Raw genomic sequence first — 21,929 nt, 5'->3', positions numbered from 1 at the left:
CTGCAAGTGATGATAAAACAGTGAAGTTGTGGAACCGTCAGGGAGAATTATTGCAGACTCTTACAGGCCATCAGAATTGGGTCACGAGTGTCGCTTTTAGCCCTGATGGAGAAGCTATTGCTTCTGCAAGTGATGACGATACAGTGAAGTTGTGGAACCGTCAGGAAGAATTGTTGCAGACTCTTAGAGGTCATCAGAATTCGGTCAGGAGTGTATCCTTTAGCCCTGATGGAGAGACTATTGCTTCTGCAAGTAATGACGATACAGTGAAGTTGTGGAACCCCCAAGGAGAATTGTTGCAAACTCTTACAGGCCATGAGGCGTGGGTCAGGAGTATTGCTTTTAACCCAGATGGGAAGACTATTGCTTCTGCAAGTGATGACAAAACAGTAAAATTGTGGAACCGTCAGGGAGAATTATTCCAGACTCTTACAGGCCATCAGAATTCGGTCTTGAGTGTCGCTTTTAGCCCTGATGGGAAGACTGTTGCCACTGCAAGTGATGATAAAACAGTAAAGTTGTGGAACCGCCAAGGAGAATTGTTGCATACTCTTACAGGCCATGAGGATGCGGTCTTGAGTGTTGTCTTTAGCCCTAATCGGGAGACTATTGCTTCTGCAAGTGATGATAAAACAGTGAAGTTGTGGAACCGTCACGGGAAATTATTGCAGACTTTTACAGGCCATGAGAATTGGGTTAGTAGTGTCGCCTTTAGCCCAGATGGAAAGACTATTGCTTCTGCAAGTGATGACAAAACAGTGAAGTTGTGGAACCGCCAAGGAGAATTGTTGCATACTCTTACAGGCCATCAGAGTTCAGTCAGGAGTGTCGCCTTTAGCCCAGATGGGAAGACTATTGCTTCTGCAAGTGATGACAAAACAGTGAAGTTGTGGAACCGCCAAGGAGAATTATTGCAGACTCTTACAGGCTATCAGAATTCGGTCAGGAGTGTCGCCTTTAGCCCAGATGGGAAGATTATTGCAACTGCAAGTGATGACAAAACGGTGAAGTTGTGGAAAGATTTGCGGATAGAAGATTTGACTAAACGCGGTTGCAAGTGGTTAAATGATTATTTGATTACCCATCCTCTAGAGTTGGAGGAACTTAAGATTTGCCAAACCTACGGACGTAAGAAAGTAGCTTCTCGTAGTTGGATAATTGAGGGAGAGAAATTAGCAAGGGAAAGTCAAGCCGAACCAGAAAAGTTTGACCAAGCAGTTACTGCATTTAAAAAAGCACTTCAATGGAACCCAGACCTCAACCTGAAGCCAAAAGTTAGAGCAGAATTATTAGTTAAGGTAGAGAAGTTGATGGAGGAAGGTACCCAATTAGCAAGACAAGGAAAAATAGAGGCAGCAATAGAAAAGTACAAAAAAGCAAAAGAATTTGATAAAGTAGCACTCATACCTACTTGGCAAAATATTGACCCAGAAGCTAAAGCTAAATATCAGGCAACAGATGAATTGTTGAATCAAGGTGAAGAGCTTGTCAAGAATGGAAAAGTTAAGGAAGCGATCGCATCCTACTACGAAGCAGAAAAAATTGACCCCACTCAAATTTCTGCTAGTAATTGGAATACACTTTGTTGGAATGGCAGTCTTTATCAAAAAGCTACTGATGTGATGTTTGCCTGTAAAAAAGCATTTGCTCTTAACCCAAAAGATGGCGATATTATTGATAGTCGCGGACTTGCCAGGGCATTAACTGCGAATATTGAAGGAGCAATTGCAGATTTTCAGGTATTTGTAGAATGGACTGATAATGAGGAGGAGAAAGCGCAACGGCAAGAATGGATAAAAGCGCTGGAGGCGGGCGAAGACCCCTTTACTGAGGAGGTATTGAACGAGTTGAAGGATTAGGCGATAGTAGAGGCGGGTTTAAGCAACAGCTTTGAAATAAGCGCGTCTAGTTTTCAAAACTCTGCCCTACACTGGGGTTGCCATGACAATTTCAGTTTTATCCGCAGTAGTATAGCGCTGCGCACAGGCAACAGGCAACAGGCAACAGGCAACAGGCAACAGGCAATAGGCAATAGGGGGAATAAATTGCCGATAATATAAGACTTTTAGCTATTGGACACCTCCTGCAATTTGTAAATATGCCAACGCACATTGCTATAGTGGAGTGGCACACCTAAAACTGTGCAATAGATTTTTGTTTCTAGGTGTGTTTATCTCCCAATCTCCCCATCTCCCAATCTCCCCATCTCCCCATCTCCCCATCTCCCCATCTCCTTATCAATCTTGAGTAGCAAACATTAACCTATTTCATATAAGTACGACTAATAATCCCCCCTTAAAAAGTAACGGGAGTATGGGAAAATGAGAGAAACATGAATCAGTTTTAAGAATACTATTATACAGTATTTTCGCTGTTATCAAACAAAAAATAATTTGTATAGCTATATACAGAAAATCAACTCATTGTCACAAAAAGAATTATCAGGTTATTATTATAAGTTTATAAAATTTTTTAGCTTCCTTTTTCCCTGTTGTCCTTGGCCTTTTTCCAGGATATTCTCTACAAAATCTTTCTGAGGACTACGATACAAGAGCAAAATGATAAATGGGTTTTAATTTCATCACAACAGTGTTAGTCTCATAAGTTGAAGGAGAACAAAAAGTATTTTCTCCTCCATGCAATATTACTTTAAACCTCACCCTTAAGGGCAAGGTTTTATTTAAACCATTTCTGATTCATAATTGTTATGAGTACATCAACTTCTGTTTTATCGGCTTGGCAACTATTAAGAAACCGTGAAATTACTTGCCAAGAAGCATTGGAACGTTTAGTAGATAAACGGGGAATTGTAAATCTGCAACTACTTGATAAAGAAGTAGCATATCGCTTCTTTAGAGAATTTCCCGATCAAAAAGATTTGCCCCCAGTTATTCCCCTGCTGCTGTGGCGCAACTGCTACTATTTAGCCTCTCCTATAGATATATGTGCTGATGAGATGAAAAAGATGAGCGATCGCACTTTTTCTGATATCAGAATTATTGCTATTGCGGAAAAGAGCTATAGCGCTTGGTATCATAGAGAAAAAATAGACCCCAAGTCTATCTGTGGCACACAATTAATTAATCCTTTAACCGGAGAGTTAGAAGAAGAAGACGTCTGTGCCACTACAGAATTATATCTTTCCCAAGCTGCAGACCAAATTGGTCGGATTAAAACAATCATTTCCGGCGCTCTGCGTAACCGTGCTAGTGACATTCATCTTGAACCCACTGGGGAGGGTCTGCGAGTACGCTACCGTATTGATGGCATCCTCAGAAATATTACTACCCTACCAGCAGATATTGGTCGTCGAGTAGTAGTTGCCATTAAGGTGATGTGTGATATGGATATTGCTGAAAGTAGATGTCCTCAAGATGGGCGAATTAGCGAGCAATATGCAGGAGATGATGATTCTAATGTAGGATTAGATTTGCGAGTCAGTACCCTTCCTTGTGTTGGTGGGGAAAAAGTTGTGATTAGGTTACTAACTTCTAAAAATCCTTTTTCTAGTTTAGAAAAGTTGGGATTTTCTGAGCGCAGTTTGAGTGTATACAAAAGTTTGTTGCGCCAACCACAAGGAATGATTATTTTTACAGGTCCGACTGGTTCAGGAAAAACAAGTACCTTATACACCAGTTTGTTATCAGTAGCAACGGAAAATGTTAATGTAGTTACTGTAGAAGACCCCGTAGAATATGTATTACCAGGGATTACTCAAACTCAGGTCAATGAGAGGGCTGGAATGACTTTTGCTTCTGGTCTGCGCGCTATTTTGCGTCAAGATCCTGATATTATTATGATGGGTGAAATACGCGATCGCGAAACGGCAGATACAGCAGTCCGTGCTGCACTAACTGGTCACTTGGTCTTGACGACTCTACATACTAATGATGCCATAGGTGCTATTCCCCGGTTAAAAGATATTGGCCCTGACCCTGCTTTGATGAGTGATGCGCTGTTGGGTATTGTGGCACAAAGATTAGTACGAAAAATTTGTCCCCACTGTGGAGAACCTCATACTCCTACTACAGAAGAGTTGCAAATATTGGGTTTAGATCGGCCACAAAAATTACCTGCTATAAGTTTGGCTGTTAGCAATAGTATATCTGCTTATGCTTCTGCCTTGAATAATGGTAATGGTAATGGCGTGCAAACGATGACTGCTATTACTCCGAGTATAAAGCATGAAATTCAGGGGAAATGGCGTATCGGTCGTGGTTGTTCTAATTGTTTCAATTCTGGTTATTCTGGTAGAGAAGCAGTTGTAGAATTATTGGATGTAAATGATACTGTTCGCGAGTTGATTTATGAAGGTACAATGACTCAGTTGCAACGTTATTTGAAGAAAAATGGTTTTGTTTCTTTCCGAACTGCTGCTATTGAAAAGGTGACTCAAGGGGTAACTACAGTAGAAGAAGTACAGCGTGTTTTGCCACGGAGTGCTTTGTATTCTCACAATTTAGGTTGAAGTTAAAAGAGCGATCGACTTTCTTCAGAAAAATCCGACCGATCTCCCTATCCCCCTATTTCCTAACCAAGACAATTTGAGTCGGACTTTCAAACAGCCCTGGACTCCTGTAGGGGCGAATGTCAATTCGCCCCTACTACTCCTGACTCCTGAGGAATTTTCAAGAATTTAAGCTGCTATTAATCAGACTCAATTCTTAGACAAGAAAGATGTTGTCGCTGCTAACTGCAAAGTTAACTGGATTTTGCAGAATTACAATGTCATGACTATTAACGGGACTTACACAACTTTTAAGCCCAAATATAGCCCAAACTCTGTTTGTGAAAGGCAAAGACGTAAATGTTGTTAGTTAACCAGTTAAAAAAACGGAAAGACATGGCTGTACGAAAAGCTTTATCAGCATCAGTAAATGTCTTCAAAGATTTATTTCCCCATTGCCTTTGTAGTCCCCCAGTTAACTTATGACAAATGATAAAAGTGTAAGCACAAAATACCAGGATAAAATGCCGTTCTAGACTCCATTTATCTCTTACTTGATATTCTATCCTGTCAAGATTACGAGTTGCCATTGTTTTGTTTGCTCATGTTTTTTTATTTGATTGGGAAGAGGTTGTTCTCTTTCCCTTGTGAATACAAGCATAATTAGAATTCCCGGAAAAAACAATCAAAAAAGTTCAGTTTTATTCAGGAATTATTCATCCGTAAATTCACATAAAAGTTCAGTTTTATTCAGTTTTATTTAGTTGACAAAAAAAATCATACTTAGTGAATTCCTTATAGAGAATATACTCCAGCGTTTTAGAGTAGATATTCTACTTAAGCATGGCGAAACCTCAACGACGAGCCATGTCCAAAGCAACTTATCGTCTAGGACAAAGAAATTTATTTTTCTTGACAATAGTTCAAGAAAACGTTATTCTAGATAAAATAAACAAAATTAATCGTTCATCTTTCCCATAGCGTCAAGGCTAATTAACCAAAACCTTGAGGAAGACGGAAGTAGGGGTAGAAATATTAGCTAAAAATAAAAACCTATCTAAAAATATCTCTATCTAATAAGGTGCTATCAAAAGCTTAAACCTTGTTAGTTTTTACTTGGGTAAGTTTTTAGTAAAGGATCTATCCCGAAGGAACGTACTACTCCACTATTTGAGGTAGTTGTGATGATTCCAACTTCATTGATGAGTCTTTTCATCTCTTTCTTGGCTATTTATATGTATCTAAATACTACTGAAGAAATTGTCAAAGTAGTAACAGCAGGGATGGCATTAATATCTCTATTTTTGAGCTTTGTTTTTGCTCCCTGGAGCGTTGTTTTAGTTTTGGTAGTATCTTTGGCGATATTCCAATTTCCTTTGTTGAAGTATTAGAAAAGAATACTTGCTAGCATCCTAGTTTTGCTAAAACAATAAATCAAAAAATTTATCCACCTTTGTTTTTAGGTGGATAAATTTTGTTTCAGATAGAGCAAACAGTAATACTACAAAAACTATCAATCACCTTAGCAGGCTAATATTATTTTTAGAGGTTGTAATCCAAACCAGTCTTTTTATTATCTACAGCAACAGGAATTCTGCCCCATCCTGCCTCAGAACCCATATCAAGCCATATTTGCTGCAAAGTGTCAAAACTGTAGGTATCGTATGCACCATGAGCACCTACATCATAATTATTAGAACTACCATACCTAATGCCATAAGGATCGTGAACAAAAATTTGCTCTTTATCCAAATCAAAGCCTGTTGCTACAACCATGTGTCCGCTAGTCTTATAAGCTACTCCTAAAACTGCTGGATATCCAGCTTTTAGACAAAGCATTAAATCATCAAGAGAGAGTGTATAAGAAAAATAAGTTTCTACTCCGAAATCTTTTAGCGCTTTAGTCTGTGCGTCATGGTCTGTGGTATCACCATATTTTGCTAATGTTTCACCATAATAACTTTCAAATTCTTTGAAGTTCTTAATCTTTGATTCTTCCATTAATTGTGGCTTTAAAGCTGCTAAGAACATAGCACAAGAAGTCAAATTGACCTGGCGACTTCCTGGGCCAAAATAAAGGGTATCGTTATCTAATTGAGAAAAATAAGGTACATCTAGCTTTTTCACCCGGGTGTTTTCTGATTGTTCCATATTTGATGTTAATTAATTTAGACATTTACTCAAGTAAATATTATAGCAATGTGCGCTGATATATTTACACATGATTTTTTTTGTACACCTTTTCGCTTAGTGCAACAAAGCCGCTCGAAGTTGTAAATACCTGAGCGCTCATTGCTATATAACATGACCAAGACTTAATAATGCGATCTATAATTTAGGCATTTATACCTTTTTAGTTTATGCCAAACAAAGTATAAATGCTTAAATATAAGGATATTTTCTGATTAATACTAATTTCTATTCCTTATTCCCTAAAGTCGTAAAACGTTGTACCTCATCAACTCCAAAACTGCTTTAAATTATGGAGGAACTGTGTGGTGAATTACTTCAACACACAGATTAGTCATCACATAACTGTTTCAAGACTCACCATAGATTTCCAATCTTCCTACTGAGTACTTCTTTAATACAACTGATTCAACCACTGGTCTACATCAATTGCTAATTTCTTACCCAATTGTAATAATTTGCGAATTTGAGGTAATTCCCAGGTTTTTTCTACTCCAATCTCTCCTACATTTTGTTGCATCTGAGGATTATTTCGCTTTTGAATATAACCCAAACAAAGAGGTACAATTTGACTTTCCAGAGATTGGAAATAAATCTCCTGAGCACCAATTAATGACAAACTTAAATTTAATTGATTTCCTACTTCAACAAGTCGCTCTAAACCTTCGATATCTAATTCCAAATTATCCGGTTCGTTATCATACAAAATGTGTCTGATGCAGCTTACAATTAACCTTTCTAAAGATTCCTTAACTTCTAGGTTGTGGAATCGACATTGCTGCTGACTGACTTCACTAGCAAGGGCTTCTAACTCTGCCAAATGACTAATACTTAATTTCCCATCACTACTTTCTGCCTCTAAAGTCCGCGCACTTGTCAATAACCGATGACCCAATGCCACTTCAGCAGCTACCTGTAACTCCTGGGGTACAGGTAAATTATCTCGGCGGAAGGCCATCATTATGCTGTAATTATCTCGGTAGACCTGAGTATACAATTGATCCAGGCGGTTGAGAGTTTCTTGACTCAATAGACTCATTATACGTTGACGTTCTTCTGCAAATAGATCCCCTAGACCAAATGAAGATTTTCCGAATAATTCAGCCATACTCATAACTACATTAGCAACACTGCCTTCTTGTAAAGCATCAAATAGCTTTTCTTTGATTTCTGTATAAACCCGACGACCTGTAAATGGTTGAATACAGCAATGGAAATCCCATCCTCCTAAATGCAGTACAGCAAAAATAAATTCTTTGCATTCTAGTGTAATTTCTGAAGCTAATTGTAGCTGACCTACTGCCAAAGTAAGATTACCCATGCGTCGCATTTGATAATCATGTTGTTTAGCGTTGTAGCAGTAAACTCGTTGTTCCCTAGTATAAGTAGTAAATAAAGAATTAATCGCGTAGTGAGATGCTACTTGTTCTAAAGTAATTTGAGCTGTAGCAACTAACTGTCGATAAACTTCATCACCTGTTTTGAACAAATCTACGTTACTGGGAGCCAAAGCAAGTTGAGATACAAATTCTTTCTCTAATTGTATCCCTGCTACATCACCTGCTAATTCTATTGCTCTGGCAGCATAACGTAGAATTTGAGTACCCTCTGGTCGAGATATTTCATCAAAAAACCAGCCACAACTTGTAAACATTAAAAGAGAATGTCTTTGCATCTCTAATAAACGCAAAGCATCTACTCTTTCTACTTCTGTAAGTTCGTGGTTTTGATGCTTGGAAAAGAAGTTTTTAATGTTCTCAATAGAGCGATCTAGAATTACTTGAACATATTCATCTCGTGCTGCCCAAACATCCTTGAAGAAGTGACGACCAAAGTCTTCATAAATATCAACAAATTGATCCCGTAGCCAATTGAGTGAATCCCGTAATGGTCTCCGCCATTTCTGATGCCAAGTGCCACCACCACCGCAACCACAATCATCTTGCCAACGGTCAACACCATGACAACAACTCCATGCTGTTACTGGTTTTAATGCAACTTCCCAAGTTGGAGGATTAATACTGAGGTAATGAGCAAAGTTAGTTACTGTCCAATTGCGATTAGGAAATTCTCCCAAGAAACCATAGGCAAGACATTTTTCTGTACCGCCTTTGTGATGACCAAATGTTTCACCATCAGTGGCAACAGCAATTAATTGTGAGGGTCGTTGGTCTCCCCGTATTGCCTGGCCAATTCGTCCGGCCAAGTTATGAGAACTATTAAGGACATCATTAAAGCCCATATCTCTTGATATAGGACCGTCATAGAAGAAAATGTCAATATATGGGGTTTCTGTGGAGTTGTCACTATTGCTACTCCGTAAGAAACAACGATAAGGACGGGTGGGATCGATTTGACTGCCACCTACTTCGATCCATTCTGGGTCGGGGTTATCTGGGCTGGAGAATGGACGACAGCGTTCGGCTTGGGAAGGAGCTAAAATAATGAAGCGAATGCCTTCTGCAACTAATACTTCTAGGGTAGGATAGTCTACGGCAGTTTCTGCTAACCACATTCCTTCTGGATCGCGACCAAATCTGGAGCGGAAGTCTTCTTTACCCCAGCGAATTTGAGTATATTTATCTCGTTCGTTGGCGAGGGGCAATATAATATGGTTGTATGCTTGAGCGATCGCATTACCATGTCCATTAAGTCGTTGACAACTTTTCCGGTCTGCCTCAATAATTTTTTGATATACTTCCATATCGTGACGTTCCAACCAACTCATTAGGGTGGGACCGATATTGAAGCTGAGATATTCATAGTTATTGGTGATCCCCACCAATTCTCCTCGGTCATTTAAGACCCGGGCAAAAGCATTGGGGCGATAGCACTCGTGTAAAATGCGTTCATTCCAGTCATGGCAGGGAGCGGCACTAGGTTGACGTTCAATAGCGTCTAGATAGGGGTTTTCCCTGGGGGGTTGATAGAAGTGACCGTGGATAGTCACATAAACCCCAGTGGCAGTATGTACAGTTGCTACAGAAGTTGTCTGATTATTGGTTGTTTCAGATAATGATACTTCTACAACAGAGTTATTTGCTTGATTCAAGTTTGTCTCAGATGAGGAAACCATGCGATCGCATTCTCCATTTAACACAACAAGTTAGTTTGTTCGCCTTAGTATGGCGACACTTCCAGAAACACGGATTATTTTTAAACATCTCAATTAAATGTTTAATTCCGATTCTTAGTTAGTTTTTCTTTGATTTCAATTACATTTATTCTTTTTGGCCATTTTTGCAGAGTTATAAAAGGCAAATTGTGTTTAGATGCTCTTGATTAGTTAGCCAAGCTTTTTGTTTCAACAAATACCTCAAAAATACACTATTCCCTCCTGACTTGCCTTGACTGTGGTAGGTGAGAATTTTCGCTAATAGTAATGTTGAAAACTTGCTTGCAGAGTTAAAAAAGATTTAATACTTACGTCTTAATTCCCATCATAAAGCCTATCCTAGTCAAAAAGCAAGACTGTAGTGATAAAACTTAACTTTACTTATAATTTCTCTGTAAATTAGTAACATTACTTTTGATTAAGAAATTAGGAATAAATCATTTGAATTTTATGAAATTATGTTAAAATTGCTGTGTTTACAAGGAACATAAAATAGAGGTTTGTAGTCAAAATTTCTTCAAATGCTCTTAAGTATCTATGCCAAATTAATTTCTGATTATTGTATTATTCTGTATCCTTAATTGGATAAGCTCAAGAGGCAAATGAGATGTCTCAATAATTTGCTATGATGGTAGTCCTGTATAGTAATGGTTTTTGAGTAAAACGGGTAGGGTGATGGGGAGTATTTGCCCCGCTCTGCAACCTAATTCTTGAGTTTTTCCCTCAAATGATCGTGAAAAAATTGTTACGCCCCCACCTCTTTCACCATTACTATGCACCATCACTGCTATGATTACTTATGTCGAAAACTAGCAGTTAAGATGATTATCTGTTTTTTCTAACAACTTATAGTCCATAACTAAATTTAATAGAAGGGTAATGGCATCAAATACAAACTTATGAAATTGCCGGAAGAATGTTTGAAGATGAATAGGATTTAGCTAAAGTAATTAAACAAAGTCTTTGTCAAAGGATTTATAGGCAAAATATTAATTAAAGCAATATAAATTTAATTCTAATTCCTGTAAAGTAATTCTAATTCCTGTAAAGATAGAGATACAAAATGATATATATTTTTAAAGTTTATTTAGAGGAACTTATCTTGGGTAAGTAGCTAAGGAAAATTAAAGGTAAACAACACTACAGCAAATAAATTGTTTGAGAACAATTCTTATACCATTTCACACTAATTAAAAGCCAACATTCATACAATAAAATTTTATAAGCTCAAAACTTTTACTCTAGAGTAATTTTATAAATTTCTTTATACTTATATACTATTTCTCTATGAAGTTGAATTTAATATATAAATGGTGATCGTAGGCAAAATTAAGATTTAAGCGATAATTATTAAATACATTGTTACACAGAAATGGTATTAGTCTAAATGTCATGATCGATCGGCAAAATATTAATAATACCTCAATTATTAACGGTCTCGCAGAAGACGAGGTAACAGCTCGTCGCGCTGCTGGCTTAGGAAATAATGTCAAATTAGATACAAGTCGATCCTATCGCCAGATATTAAAGGAAAACTTATTTACCTTTATCAATACCGTTTTTCTAAGTATTAGCCTTGTTTTAATTTCTCTTTCTCGTTATGGCGATGCTTTTCTTGTAATTGTGGTTATTTTAGGTGGCGTCATAGTTAGTGTTTGCCAAGAAATATGGGCTAAACAAAAATTAGATCGAATTGCCTTGTTAACTAGACCATTAGCTACCGTTATTCGAGAAAGTAAACAACAAAAAATTGATCCCAGTGAGATAGTCGTAGGAGATATATTAGTAGCTAATGATGGAGATCAAATAGTAGTTGATGGACAAGTAGTAGGAAAAGGCCAAATAGAAGTAGATGAATCACTCCTAACAGGGGAATCGGATCTAATTCCTAAACAGGCAGGCCAACCAGTTTATTCTGGTAGTTTCTGTGTCAGTGGTACTGCTTATTATGAAGCGCAAAAAGTAGGAACGGAAAGTTTGGCCTATCAACTAACAGTTAGTGCCAGAGCATTTCGCCAAATTTATACTCCCCTCCAACAAGAAATTAACTTGGTCATCAGAGTATTTTTACTCTTATCTTGTTTTCTCTGGATACTGGTTACTATTAACTGGTACTTTGGATTTTATACATTTGGTGACACTGTTCAATATGCTGCTGTAATTGCTGGTCTAGTGCCAAGTGGACTTTATTTGGCCATCACTCTTGCTTATGCTCTCGGTGCAGTCAAAATGGTGGGGCAAGAAGTTCTAATTCAGCAAGCTAATGCGGTCGAATCATTAAGTAATGTAGATATTTTATGCTTAGACAAAACTGGGACGTTAACGGCTAACCGTATTAGTTTACAAGCAATTTATCCCATAGGACTTAATGAAATTAAGTTGGGAAGCATATTAGGTGAATATGCAGCTAGTACCACTTCTAAAAATCAAACGATTGAAGCTCTAGAAGAGGTCTTTTCTGGAAGTCAACGTTCTCTAATTTTTGAAATTCCTTTTTCTTCGGCTCGTAAATGGAGTGGTATAAGTTTTGCTAGTCAAGAGAAAAATTCACCATCTGGGACATATATTCTAGGCGCTCCAGAAATATTAGCTGAAGTTACACCTCTCAGTATGAAAGTTACTCAGCAGATTCAAGAATTAGCAATGGCAGGATTCCGAGTGCTTTTATTTGCTAATAACCCCAACATTAATAGCTTAAACCAGGATTTAGAACAACCACAATTACCTACTGAACTTTTTCCTCTCGGAATTATTAGCTTTCAAGATGAACTTAGGCCAGAAGCTCGTGAGACTATAGAAGGTTTCTCAGAAGCAGGAATAGAAGTTAAAGTTATTTCTGGAGATAATCCTCAGACTGTAGCTAGTTTGGCCTTACAAGCAGGACTTGGTTCAGATATTCAAGTTATTTCTGGTTCTGAATTGGCGAAATTGGATGAAGCTCAGTTTATTCAAGCAGCAGCATCTAAGACAATTTTTGGCCGTGTCACTCCTGACCAAAAAGCTAAACTGATCCGTAGTTTTAAAGGGCAAGGTCATTATGTGGCTATGATTGGAGATGGAGTTAATGATGTTCTATCTCTGAAAGAAGCTAATTTGGCGATCGCTATGGAAGGAGGTAGTAAGGCAACTCGTAGTGTGGCGGATATTGTCTTGTTGAAAAATTCTTTTGCCTCTTTGCCTCATACTTTTTTGGAAGGACAACGTATTCGTAATGGCATACAAGATGTATTGAAACTATTTATGATTCGGGTATTCTGTGTTAGTCTATTGATTTTTGCTACGGGATTTATTGGTGGATTTATCGGCGGTACTTTCCCACTATTAAATAAACACAGTGCAGTTGTTACTCTGATATCAGTAGGTTTTCCTACTTTTTGTATTCCAATCTGGGCTAAACCAGGAATGTTACCTCGACGTAGTATGGTGCGCTCCTTACTTCATTTTACTTTACCTGCTACTTTGACTCTTACTCTTGTAGCTTTAGGAGTCTATCTAACTTATCTAGCAATACCATTTTCGGGAAATGAGTTAGTTATTGAGCTTGACCAAGTTAATGAATTTCTTTCAGTTCCTCGTAGTGCTCTAGTCACAATTATGATTTTATGTGGTCTATTGTTAGTGCCTTTTCTGAAACCCCCAACAAAAGCTTGGGTGGGTGGAGAAACTTACAGTGGTGACTGGCGATATACTTTTGTTGCCTTAGCTTTACTGGGAATTTATATAGTCATTTTGGTCATTGCCCCTCTACGTCATTTTTTTGAACTATCTTTACTAAGTACCCATGATTATTTTGTGATTAGTTGGGTAGCTTTAGTTTGGTGTTTATTACTACGCTATGTATGGCGAGCCAAACTTCTAGACAAATTTTTAGGTGTCGATCTTAGTTAATCTTAAGTAGGCACACAAAATAAATTACACATTTTGTCAGACTGAACCTCTTATACTGTATACCTCACATCAAATTATGAATGTGACAAATAGTTGGAGTAATTTAATTATTTTATATAAAATGTTTCTTTGAGTAAAATTTTAGTCTCACCACAATAAATGCTTAAAAGGGCAAAAGACACTTAGCGCATACAACTGACTACTAGCAGCAGCTGAAATATTTGTAGGAAATATTTATGATGTCTGGTATTATATATATTGATTTAGGACGAGCTGAATAGGTAAAAAAATATTACCAGGGAATTTGAGCTTTTTATTTCTGAAAAAAGTGCAAGATTATCGCCTTTTTTTGTATGAATAAGGTTGTACTTCTACCAAACTATAGGATGAAAAAAAAACGTCATTTTTTCTTCCTCTTGCTTGGGTTTTTCATATTTCTCCTGATGTAATACCATGTCCAGATAATTAGCGATAAAAACACTTCTTTCTCCTAATAGATTCTTTTCTCCTGACTCAGTCCTCCTGTCTCCTGACTCCTCCCTAATTACTTGTAACCCACATTCCGCACGTCAAGTTGTATAGCAATGAGCGCTCAGGTATTTACAACTTCCAGTTCAAAGTGCAGTAAGGGAAAAGGTCTACAAAAAATAATGTGTAAAGATGCCAGCGCACATTGCTATAGCATTGAAAGTAGTATAAAAATCGGGAGGTGGGCAAGTATTTATACTGAATAAATCATCTTCATTGACTTTTCTGTTCAGTCAAATTCTCAGTCAAATACTAAGCATAAATACTCGATGGAGCCAGATAATTAGCTAGAATCATTCCCTACTGACTACTGACTATTGACTACTGACTACTTGCACTTAATACTACATTTTGAAGTGCGGAATGTAAGTTGTAACTGTTCAACCCGACATGATATAACCATTCAGCTAGCCTATTAAAGAGGAACTGCGTTATCAGCTTCATTACCTTTAAAGGAGGAAAAAGCAATTGAGAGATTTCAAAAAATTAAAAGTATGGGTAAAAGCCGATCGCTTAACCTTTGAAGTCTATCGAGCCACATCTACATCTCCTCCCACACAATTATTGTAATGGGTTGACAAATCAACTTCGTTGTTATTGTGCTTCAATTCCTGCAAACATTGCAGAAGGATCTGATAAAAATGGAGATGTAGAACTATGTCTTTTTCTTCAAATTACTATGAGTTCAGACAGTGGGCTTAAGTATCATCTTTTACTTACTCGCAACCTGAATTTAATCAAATCTTCGACTGGAAAAATCTCTGATTGAAAATGTAGTAGAAGTTAGACGAATGTTCCTTAACTCATTAAAAAGCTGTTTGCGTAGCATTCTGTAGGAAATGCGAGCCTATTCCCCAGGATGATCTTACTCCTAATAGCTGAATACTTACCTACTGACTTTTTAAATCCTGAATTATCCCTATCCGCAAAATACTTTTTCAGCAAACCCTATCTATTTTTGCCTAATTTCTGATTTACTGAACTTGAAATTTTTACTCATGCTAAATACACAAACAATCATTTCTATTTTCTTAGTGTTTATTCCTATTTCAATAGCAGCTAATGTTATGGAATGGGGTTCATCAGCTATCTTTATTACATCTGCTATCGCAATTATTCCCCTAGCAGGTTGGATGGGTACTGCCACTGAAGAAATTGCCGTTGTTTTAGGTCCTAATTTAGGTGGTTTGTTGAATGCTACATTTGGCAATGCTACAGAATTAATTATTGGTATTATTGCTTTAAATGCTGGATTAATAAGTGTAGTAAAAGCAAGTATTACTGGTTCTATAATTGGTAATTTATTGTTAGTAATGGGTCTATCAATGTTTTTAGGTGGGCTCCGTTTCAAAGAACAAAAATTTCAGTCAGTAGTAGCCCGTTTAAATGCTTCAGCAATGAATTTAGCTGTAATTGCTATCTTAGTACCAACAGCAGTAGATGCTACTTCCAATGGTATTAGTGAAAATACAATGCAAAAATTATCTGGTGCAGTAGCAATAGTATTAATTACTGTTTATATACTCACCTTATTATTTTCTATGAAAACTCACTCTTACTTATACGAGGTTGGTGTAGCAGAAAATGAATCTGAAGAATTAAATTCTGATAGTGAATCAGAAAAAGAATCTCAACATAAACCTAATTTGTTACTGTGGATTTTAGTTTTATTAATAGCAACTTTAGCAGTGGCATTTGAATCAGAATTACTGGTTGATTCTTTAGAAGAAGCTACTGCTACTTTAGGATTAACTGCTTTATTTACTGGTGTAATTGTAGTACCAATTATTGGTAATGCTGCCGAACACGCTACGGCAGTAACTGTTGCTATGAAAAATAAAATGGATTTGTCTGTTTCAGTAGCAGTAGGTTCTAGTTTACAAATTGCCTTATTTGTGGCGCCTGTATTAATTCTGGCTGGTTTATTACTAGGTCAACCAATGGATTTGAATTTTAATCCTTTTGAATTAGTAGCAGTAGTAGTAGCAGTATTAATTGCTAATTCTGTAAGTTCTGATGGTCGTTCTGATTGGTTAGAAGGAGCTTTATTATTAGCAGCTTATGCCGTTTTAGGATTAGCCTTTTATTTCCACCCCGTGATTGAAGGATTGAGTTAGATTATTGTGAAAAAATTTCAAATCCCTAAATTGGTATTAAAAAAATCTACCCGACTTGTCAGCCATTATTATTAAGTTTTTTTAATAATTAGAATGTACCTTAAGCAAATACGGGTAAACCTAGAGTCAATGAGTAATTCACGCCTTGAAGCACCATCTAAAAAATCAGGTTTTTAGCTTTTCGCCGATGGGCACTTGGAGACTCAAAATGGATGTGGACGAAAGCATAAGACTTTGGTGCGGCAAAGCAGAATCCTATAAAACGTCAACTCACTGAAAGGCTAGGACTTGGTAGAAATATCTGCACCTTTAGGCGAGAAAAGTATAGAATTTAGATGTGGCCTAGGAGATATGACTAAGCCACAGTATTTTTCATAGTTATGTATATAATTTATGGCCTTATATACGGGTGCGGCAGGATTCGAACCTGCGACTCGCGACTTAGAAGGTCGCTACTCTATCCAACTGAGTTACGCACCCAATTATTCAGAATGGAATTAATTATCTCTCAATATTATACTTAGGTAATCTCTAAATAGGCAACTCTGTTATTTAGATTATATTAATCAAGTATAAGTATCTTTGGACTAATATTACTATATGAAGATAATTATCGGTTGAAATGGCAAAAAAATAGAAAAATTGTAAAAATGTCCAAATTTTGGGAATTATGACACTGGACTTGATATAATATTTCCCTGGCCATAGATTTAGAGGTTAAACTCTAAATTTAATACTAGCAAACTTAGTCCTATACCTCAAATGTAATAATTTTAACACGAGTTATTGTTGTGTCACCTAAAATAAGGTATTGAGGTATTGGGATTTTGTGAAAAGATGAAAGTGCAAGGAATTTTCATCAAATGAGTACCGTGGGGGAAACGGTTATTAACAGGAATATATACTATAGCAATTCTTTAGCCCATCGGGAAGTCATTCTGTTTCTATGGAGAAATTAGCCTTATGGCTAGCCTGCTTGAATCAGTTCTACTATAGTTAGAGTAACTATATTTGGTAATAATGGGTCTATAAACCCAAAATTACTGGATACAAGCAAGCGACGAATCTCTATAAGCATTTCTACTCTACTATAGAATTTAGTCAACAGTTCAAACAAACTAAATGGCGTTGCTTAAATGTAATGGTAAGTAGCTGAAGGTAAAATTAAAAAACTTATGTTTTGTGTTGATACTTAATCTAAAAATCATTACCACTCAGCAACGCCAACTAAATCTATCTAGCTTTAAAATGTGTTTCCCAAAATGCCTATAGTTTTATTGAAAAAAATCCCATATTTAAAATAAATCTATGCTAGAGGGATTACAATTACACCAAAAGTACCCCAGGTGATGATGGGAGTCTAATTAAAGTGTCATGTTTATTCTGAAAAGGCAAGATGTTGAAATTACAAGTATTCCACACCCAAAGCGGGATCAACAAATCCCTATTCTTAATTATCAAGGACAAACTTTTCGCTTGATCAATGTCTTTCAGGCAGAGCAAGCCGAAGAAGCGAGGGCTTTCTGGCGGGATTTAACAGATAATCATGGTAAAGCTTGTGTTTTACTAGAGGAGCCTGAGCGATATAGTGTTTGGGGTAAAATTCGCTTGGAGCAACTTAGCAGCGAGGACTCAAAAGAGGCGGAAGCTGTTGCTGCTGCTTATATTCAGGGTTGTTTGTTGCTAATACAAGCAGTTTACTTTGATGTAGAGGATTTATTAGGTAATAGACAGGCAAAATCATTTTGCAAGGATTTTAGCAAAGTTCTTAAGCAGAGAAACTTTCCCAATACAGATTCTCCCGATGCAATTAATGCTTTATTAACTGTCGATCCTGTAAAAAAATTACAACTACCTTCCTGGCGAGAAGTTCACCTTTATACTTTATTACAAGAAGTCCATCGTTTAGGAGAAGAATATTTTGGTAATTCCAATTTTGCTGAAGGTATTGATGAAATCATAGAACCTATGCCTAGTTCAGAGAGAAATCAGTTTATGGCTTGGCTGAATCAATTTCCTGAAGGTAAAAAATGGGCAATCAAGTAATTTCAAGAGCTTGCCAATAGAAGCATTACTTCTTAATTAAAGCAAAAGATTGATCTTGGTCGAGCTAAAATAAAACGTTGCTAGAGAATAAGTTTGATCTAAAATTGTATTTAATATGTTTAAACAGCATGTAAAATAGCATAGTCAATCAATGTTTATTTTGATTAATAGAGATAATATTGATCGATACTTTGTTATTGATGTTAATTAATAATCTCAATGACAAAGTATCGATTTCCTGGCCAATAAAACCCTGGAGCTAGCACTATTTTTTTAACTTTATCAATCTATTTTTCCCTTCTTAAAATACCATTGATAAATCTGAAAAGAGAACTAAAAGTGTTGAGCAATGGGGATAAAATGTTTATTAAAAGTAACGCTTGATGAGAATATTCCTATGAGCAGCACTTCAGAAAAATCATCTACCCTTACTAAGTCCTTATTTTCAGCCCAGACTATTGTAATTACAGGTCTTGTCTGGGGTGTAGTAGCCTTATTATTTTTCCTACTATTTAGTGTACCTTTGCCAGGGGAAGAATTACCAGAGTGGTACTCTATTGGCACTTATATATTTGAACTAGGAGCTTACTTACTAGCCTCTATAGTTTGCTTAAGAAACTGGCAAAGTCCTCAAATGGTTAGTGGTCGTAATGTTTGGATGGGTATTGGTTTAGGATTGTTATTTTACTTTATTGCTGGTGTTGTGTTTGGTTGCTGGGAATTACTCTGGGAACTAGATCCTGATGTCTCAATGGCAGATGTTTTCTATGTCATTTCCTACATATTCTTAGGTTGGGGTATGACTTTAGCTGTAACTTCCAAGCGACTAAATCTAGAATTTTGGCAGTGGGGGGTTTTGGCTGGAGTAGCAGTGGCAGGAATTGCTTTGGCTATTTGGGTGGCTGACCCTTCAATTTTTGGCCTATTGTCTAGCCCAGATTCTACAGCTTTGGCAGAAGTAGATATAGAAGAAATAGAAGAGGTATCAGCTAATTTGGCTCCATCTTGGGTTGTTGCTATAGACGATAAGTTAGAACCTTTTGCCTATAGTGTGAACTTATTTTATATTATTGCCGATGTATTTTTACTAATTATTGCCACAGCTTTACTTCTGGCCTTTTGGGGGGGGCGTTTTTCTCAGTCCTGGCGTATGATTGCTGCTGCTACATTTTCGCTATACATTGCTGATATGTATTTTAAGTGGGCAGATTCTTATGCTCAAGGAGATTATGAAAGTGGAGCTTTATTAGAGGTATTCTTTGTGTTTACTGCAATTCTGTTTGGAATAGGTGCAGTTCTTGAATACGATATCTCAACCCGTTCTCGCCAGAGTAGACGTAGTAGACGCAGTAGTTCTTCTTGAGATATTCTGCGACTATTAGACGCTGAGATTACTAAGGATATTTTAGCTTTCGGTGGGTTGAGGTTCGATAGGATACCTGCTATAAATAATGCGGTAGTGTATCAAGGAAGTGTGGTCCGTGTGGTCTGTGTGGAGAAACATCCAAAAGTAGGAGGAATAATTTTACCTGTATCTTTTTGTGCAAGTCTGCCTTTTATCCTAACTTTTTAGTCTTAAAGGCTGAAAAATTTGCACTTTTGTGGCTCCAAAAATGCGCTCAACCTTTATATATCAGTGCTTTTAGATTATATCGGCCAGCCATACTTGACGAATCCCAAGTAGGAGGAATAATTTTACCTGTATCTTTTTGTGCAAGTCTGCCTTTTATCCTAACTTTTTAGTCTTAAAGGCTGAAAAATTTGCACTTTTGTGGCTCCAAAAATGCGCTCAACTTTTATATATCAGTGCTTTTAGATTATATCGGCCAGCCATACTTGACGAATCCCACACTTTGCTGACGCACAACCAATAATGCTTTGGTCTGACGCTTTCCTCCTTGTGCTTATAAAGTTTCGCTTTTACTTTGTGAGATGAAACGCTATACCTACTTTCTATGTAGAAAGCTTGCCCCTCGGTAACAAATAAAAAGGAATATAGTATATTTTCTGCTACATAATCAAAGCAAAAATCCCCTCAAAGAGAAGGGCTAATTATTTGTAATTAGAGAATGTTTACAACCTTATATTTATATTTTCCATAATTTTGGCAATATATTAGGAGATTTCAAAATATAAAATTTTTCTCTGGGTACAATAAATTTGCCTTGCTCTGAAAGGGGGAGACTTCAGACTAAATTTTCCGTTAAATCTAAAGTATCTTCTCTAAACCATAGATGAGTTTGGTTAAAGATTGGACTTTACGAATGGCTAACAAAACTCCTGGCATATAGCAAGACCTATCTGTTGTATCGTGTCGTAAAGTGTAGATTTGACCAGGCCCACCAAATATTACTTCTTGATGAGCTATTAACCCTGGTAAACGTACACTATGAATACGAATTCCTTCATCTGCTAAACAACCTCTAGCTCCTTCTATTTTCTCTGTTTCTTCTACATTGGGCACATTGTAAGTTTTTCCTAATTCAGATAACATTTCTGCAGTTTTAATTGCAGTACCACTAGGAGCATCAGCTTTTTGATTGTGGTGCAATTCAATAATCTCTACATGATCAAAATGCTGGGAAGCAGCGATCGCTGCTTGTTGGAGCAAAACCATACCAATAGAGAAGTTAGGAATTATTAATGCACCAATACTGGCTTTGGCCGCAAATTCGGCCAAATCTTGAATTTGCTCTTGACTCAGACCTGTAGTTCCGACCACAGGTCTAACTCCATAAGCAATGGCAGAACGGACATTTTCATAAACGCTATCTGGGTGAGTAAAATCAACCATTACGGCAGGTTGTTTTTCTTGAGCTGCCATTGCTAAAGTTCCCTGTAAGTCATTAAGAACAGGTACTTCTAGAGGTCCACAACCAGCTACCTCGCCAATATCTTGACCTATATATTCTGGTTGACGCTCTACGGCACCAAAAAGAGTCATATCAGTAGCATTTGCAACAGTTTTTATTACTTCACGACCCATCTTACCTGCTGCACCACTGACAATTACGGGAATAGAAGTTTGGTTTGTCATTTCAGTTATCAGTTATTAGTTACTAGTACCTCCGGCTGAAGTTGGAGGCTTGAAAATCGGAAATTTCATTTTCCACTAATATTCAAAGAAAAATTCATAATTTTAGATCATTTTTTGATTTTCTACTCAAATTCAGATCTAGTAAGTCAAGGAAGTTTGAAACTCCCCGCTCCAAAGAGACGGGGATTCTTGGCTCAACGATTCACCATCACTTGAGAAGTCAAAACCAACCAAGCCGTGTCTCCCCAAGCATAAGTTCCGGTGTGCCCGACGGTACATAGTGCTTTTTGTAGGATGTTCTTGGCTGCATTAATATCTCTATACTTCCGTGTAGCTACAATGAAGAGAAACATGAGTTCTCACAGATAGAGACTTTTTGACAACTTCTCCACAGTTAGAGCAATTTTGGCTTGTATAGTTAGGTGGTACTGCTACTATAGTGTTGCCATACTTTGCACCATAATACTCCAACTAACCACGGAAAATTGACCAAGCAACATCACTGATTATAGCGGTTTTCATAAACATAGACTACAATTATAGAAAATAGAAAAACTAAAT

The 21,929-nt window shown here is 37.1% G+C and carries 14 protein-coding genes, 1 tRNA gene and 1 pseudogene; 9 read left to right on the top strand and 7 right to left on the bottom strand.

Annotation, left to right across the window (positions count from 1 at the left end; genetic code table 11):
- The coding region (locus ACP6PM_RS36805) for a WD40 repeat domain-containing protein (protein WP_426591837.1) at positions 1-1,859 on the top strand (1,859 nt) is incomplete at its 5' end.
- A gap of 848 nt (positions 1,860-2,707) precedes the next feature.
- Positions 2,708-4,468 (top strand): GspE/PulE family protein, encoded by a 1,761-nt coding sequence (locus tag ACP6PM_RS36800; protein WP_426591836.1) that lies wholly within the window; start codon positions 2,708-2,710, stop codon positions 4,466-4,468.
- Between the two features lie 290 nt (positions 4,469-4,758).
- Here the strand turns inward: ACP6PM_RS36800 and ACP6PM_RS36795 are convergent.
- Positions 4,759-5,010, bottom strand: a pseudogene (locus ACP6PM_RS36795) (IS701 family transposase); the annotation flags it as partial.
- 280 nt (positions 5,011-5,290) lie between these two features.
- Here ACP6PM_RS36795 and ACP6PM_RS36790 point away from each other — a divergent pair.
- Together ACP6PM_RS36790 and ACP6PM_RS36785 are read left to right on the top strand one after the other, a co-directional pair.
- Positions 5,291-5,428, top strand: coding sequence for a hypothetical protein (locus ACP6PM_RS36790; protein WP_426591835.1), 138 nt, complete (start codon positions 5,291-5,293; stop codon positions 5,426-5,428).
- Between the two features lie 203 nt (positions 5,429-5,631).
- Positions 5,632-5,838 carry a hypothetical protein gene (locus tag ACP6PM_RS36785; protein ID WP_426591834.1) on the top strand — a complete coding sequence of 69 codons (207 nt, stop codon included), beginning with the start codon at positions 5,632-5,634 and terminating at the stop codon, positions 5,836-5,838.
- Positions 5,839-5,989: 151 nt separating this feature from the next.
- Here ACP6PM_RS36785 and ACP6PM_RS36780 read toward each other — a convergent pair whose 3' ends face one another.
- Positions 5,990-6,598, bottom strand: coding sequence for a C39 family peptidase (locus tag ACP6PM_RS36780; protein WP_426591833.1), 609 nt, complete (start codon positions 6,596-6,598; stop codon positions 5,990-5,992).
- Positions 6,599-7,031: 433 nt separating this feature from the next.
- Positions 7,032-9,713, bottom strand: coding sequence for a DUF3536 domain-containing protein (locus ACP6PM_RS36775; RefSeq protein WP_426591842.1), 2,682 nt, complete (start codon positions 9,711-9,713; stop codon positions 7,032-7,034).
- Positions 9,714-11,111: 1,398 nt separating this feature from the next.
- On the opposite strand from ACP6PM_RS36775, the gene ACP6PM_RS36770 reads away from it, so the two are divergent.
- The 3 genes from ACP6PM_RS36770 (at position 11,112) to cax (ending at position 16,285) form a co-directional block, all read left to right on the top strand.
- Positions 11,112-13,640, top strand: a complete 2,529-nt coding sequence (locus ACP6PM_RS36770; RefSeq protein ID WP_426591831.1) for an HAD-IC family P-type ATPase — start codon at positions 11,112-11,114, stop codon at positions 13,638-13,640.
- 1,102 nt (positions 13,641-14,742) lie between these two features.
- A complete protein-coding gene (locus ACP6PM_RS36765; RefSeq protein ID WP_426591830.1) occupies positions 14,743-14,937 on the top strand; it encodes a four helix bundle protein in 195 nt (64 codons plus the stop codon).
- Between the two features lie 229 nt (positions 14,938-15,166).
- A complete protein-coding gene (cax, locus tag ACP6PM_RS36760; protein ID WP_426591829.1) occupies positions 15,167-16,285 on the top strand; it encodes a calcium/proton exchanger in 1,119 nt (372 codons plus the stop codon).
- A 406-nt stretch (positions 16,286-16,691) separates the two neighbouring features.
- On the opposite strand, the gene ACP6PM_RS36755 is transcribed toward cax, so the two are convergent.
- A tRNA-Arg gene (locus ACP6PM_RS36755) sits at positions 16,692-16,765 on the bottom strand.
- Between the two features lie 894 nt (positions 16,766-17,659).
- Between ACP6PM_RS36755 and ACP6PM_RS36750 the strand changes: the two genes are divergently transcribed.
- Complete coding sequence (locus ACP6PM_RS36750; protein ID WP_426591828.1) at positions 17,660-18,331, top strand: Npun_F0813 family protein; 672 nt, start codon at positions 17,660-17,662, stop codon at positions 18,329-18,331.
- 397 nt (positions 18,332-18,728) lie between these two features.
- Positions 18,729-19,694 (top strand): hypothetical protein, encoded by a 966-nt coding sequence (locus tag ACP6PM_RS36745; protein ID WP_426591827.1) that lies wholly within the window; start codon positions 18,729-18,731, stop codon positions 19,692-19,694.
- An 846-nt stretch (positions 19,695-20,540) separates the two neighbouring features.
- Here the strand turns inward: ACP6PM_RS36745 and dapB are convergent.
- The 3 genes from dapB to ACP6PM_RS36730 form a co-directional block, all read right to left on the bottom strand.
- A complete protein-coding gene (gene dapB / locus ACP6PM_RS36740; protein ID WP_426591826.1) occupies positions 20,541-21,368 on the bottom strand; it encodes a 4-hydroxy-tetrahydrodipicolinate reductase in 828 nt (275 codons plus the stop codon).
- Between the two features lie 194 nt (positions 21,369-21,562).
- Positions 21,563-21,721 (bottom strand): hypothetical protein, encoded by a 159-nt coding sequence (locus tag ACP6PM_RS36735; protein ID WP_426591825.1) that lies wholly within the window; start codon positions 21,719-21,721, stop codon positions 21,563-21,565.
- Positions 21,687-21,839 (bottom strand): zinc ribbon domain-containing protein, encoded by a 153-nt coding sequence (locus ACP6PM_RS36730; RefSeq protein WP_426591824.1) that lies wholly within the window; start codon positions 21,837-21,839, stop codon positions 21,687-21,689. The genes ACP6PM_RS36735 and ACP6PM_RS36730 overlap by 35 nt, the downstream gene beginning before the upstream one ends.
- Between the last annotated feature and the right edge of the window lie 90 nt (positions 21,840-21,929).

This window comes from Dapis brunnea BLCC-M229, from assembly GCF_050015995.1.
Classification (GTDB): Bacteria; Cyanobacteriota; Cyanobacteriia; order Cyanobacteriales; family Microcoleaceae; genus Trichodesmium.
The sequence above is the reverse complement of the archived record's forward strand: the minus strand, read 5'-3'. Positions and strand labels throughout refer to the sequence as shown.

Coding starts and splice junctions, on each gene's coding strand:
- ACP6PM_RS36800 (WP_426591836.1), top strand. CDS start 2,708: ATGAGTACATCAACTTCTGTTTTATCGGCTTGGCAACTATTAAGAAAC.
- ACP6PM_RS36790 (WP_426591835.1), top strand. CDS start 5,291: ATGGCGAAACCTCAACGACGAGCCATGTCCAAAGCAACTTATCGTCTA.
- ACP6PM_RS36785 (WP_426591834.1), top strand. CDS start 5,632: ATGATTCCAACTTCATTGATGAGTCTTTTCATCTCTTTCTTGGCTATT.
- ACP6PM_RS36780 (WP_426591833.1), bottom strand. CDS start 6,598: ATGGAACAATCAGAAAACACCCGGGTGAAAAAGCTAGATGTACCTTAT.
- ACP6PM_RS36775 (WP_426591842.1), bottom strand. CDS start 9,713: ATGGTTTCCTCATCTGAGACAAACTTGAATCAAGCAAATAACTCTGTT.
- cax (WP_426591829.1), top strand. CDS start 15,167: ATGCTAAATACACAAACAATCATTTCTATTTTCTTAGTGTTTATTCCT.
- ACP6PM_RS36750 (WP_426591828.1), top strand. CDS start 17,660: ATGTTTATTCTGAAAAGGCAAGATGTTGAAATTACAAGTATTCCACAC.
- ACP6PM_RS36745 (WP_426591827.1), top strand. CDS start 18,729: ATGAGCAGCACTTCAGAAAAATCATCTACCCTTACTAAGTCCTTATTT.
- dapB (WP_426591826.1), bottom strand. CDS start 21,368: ATGACAAACCAAACTTCTATTCCCGTAATTGTCAGTGGTGCAGCAGGT.
- ACP6PM_RS36735 (WP_426591825.1), bottom strand. CDS start 21,721: ATGTTTCTCTTCATTGTAGCTACACGGAAGTATAGAGATATTAATGCA.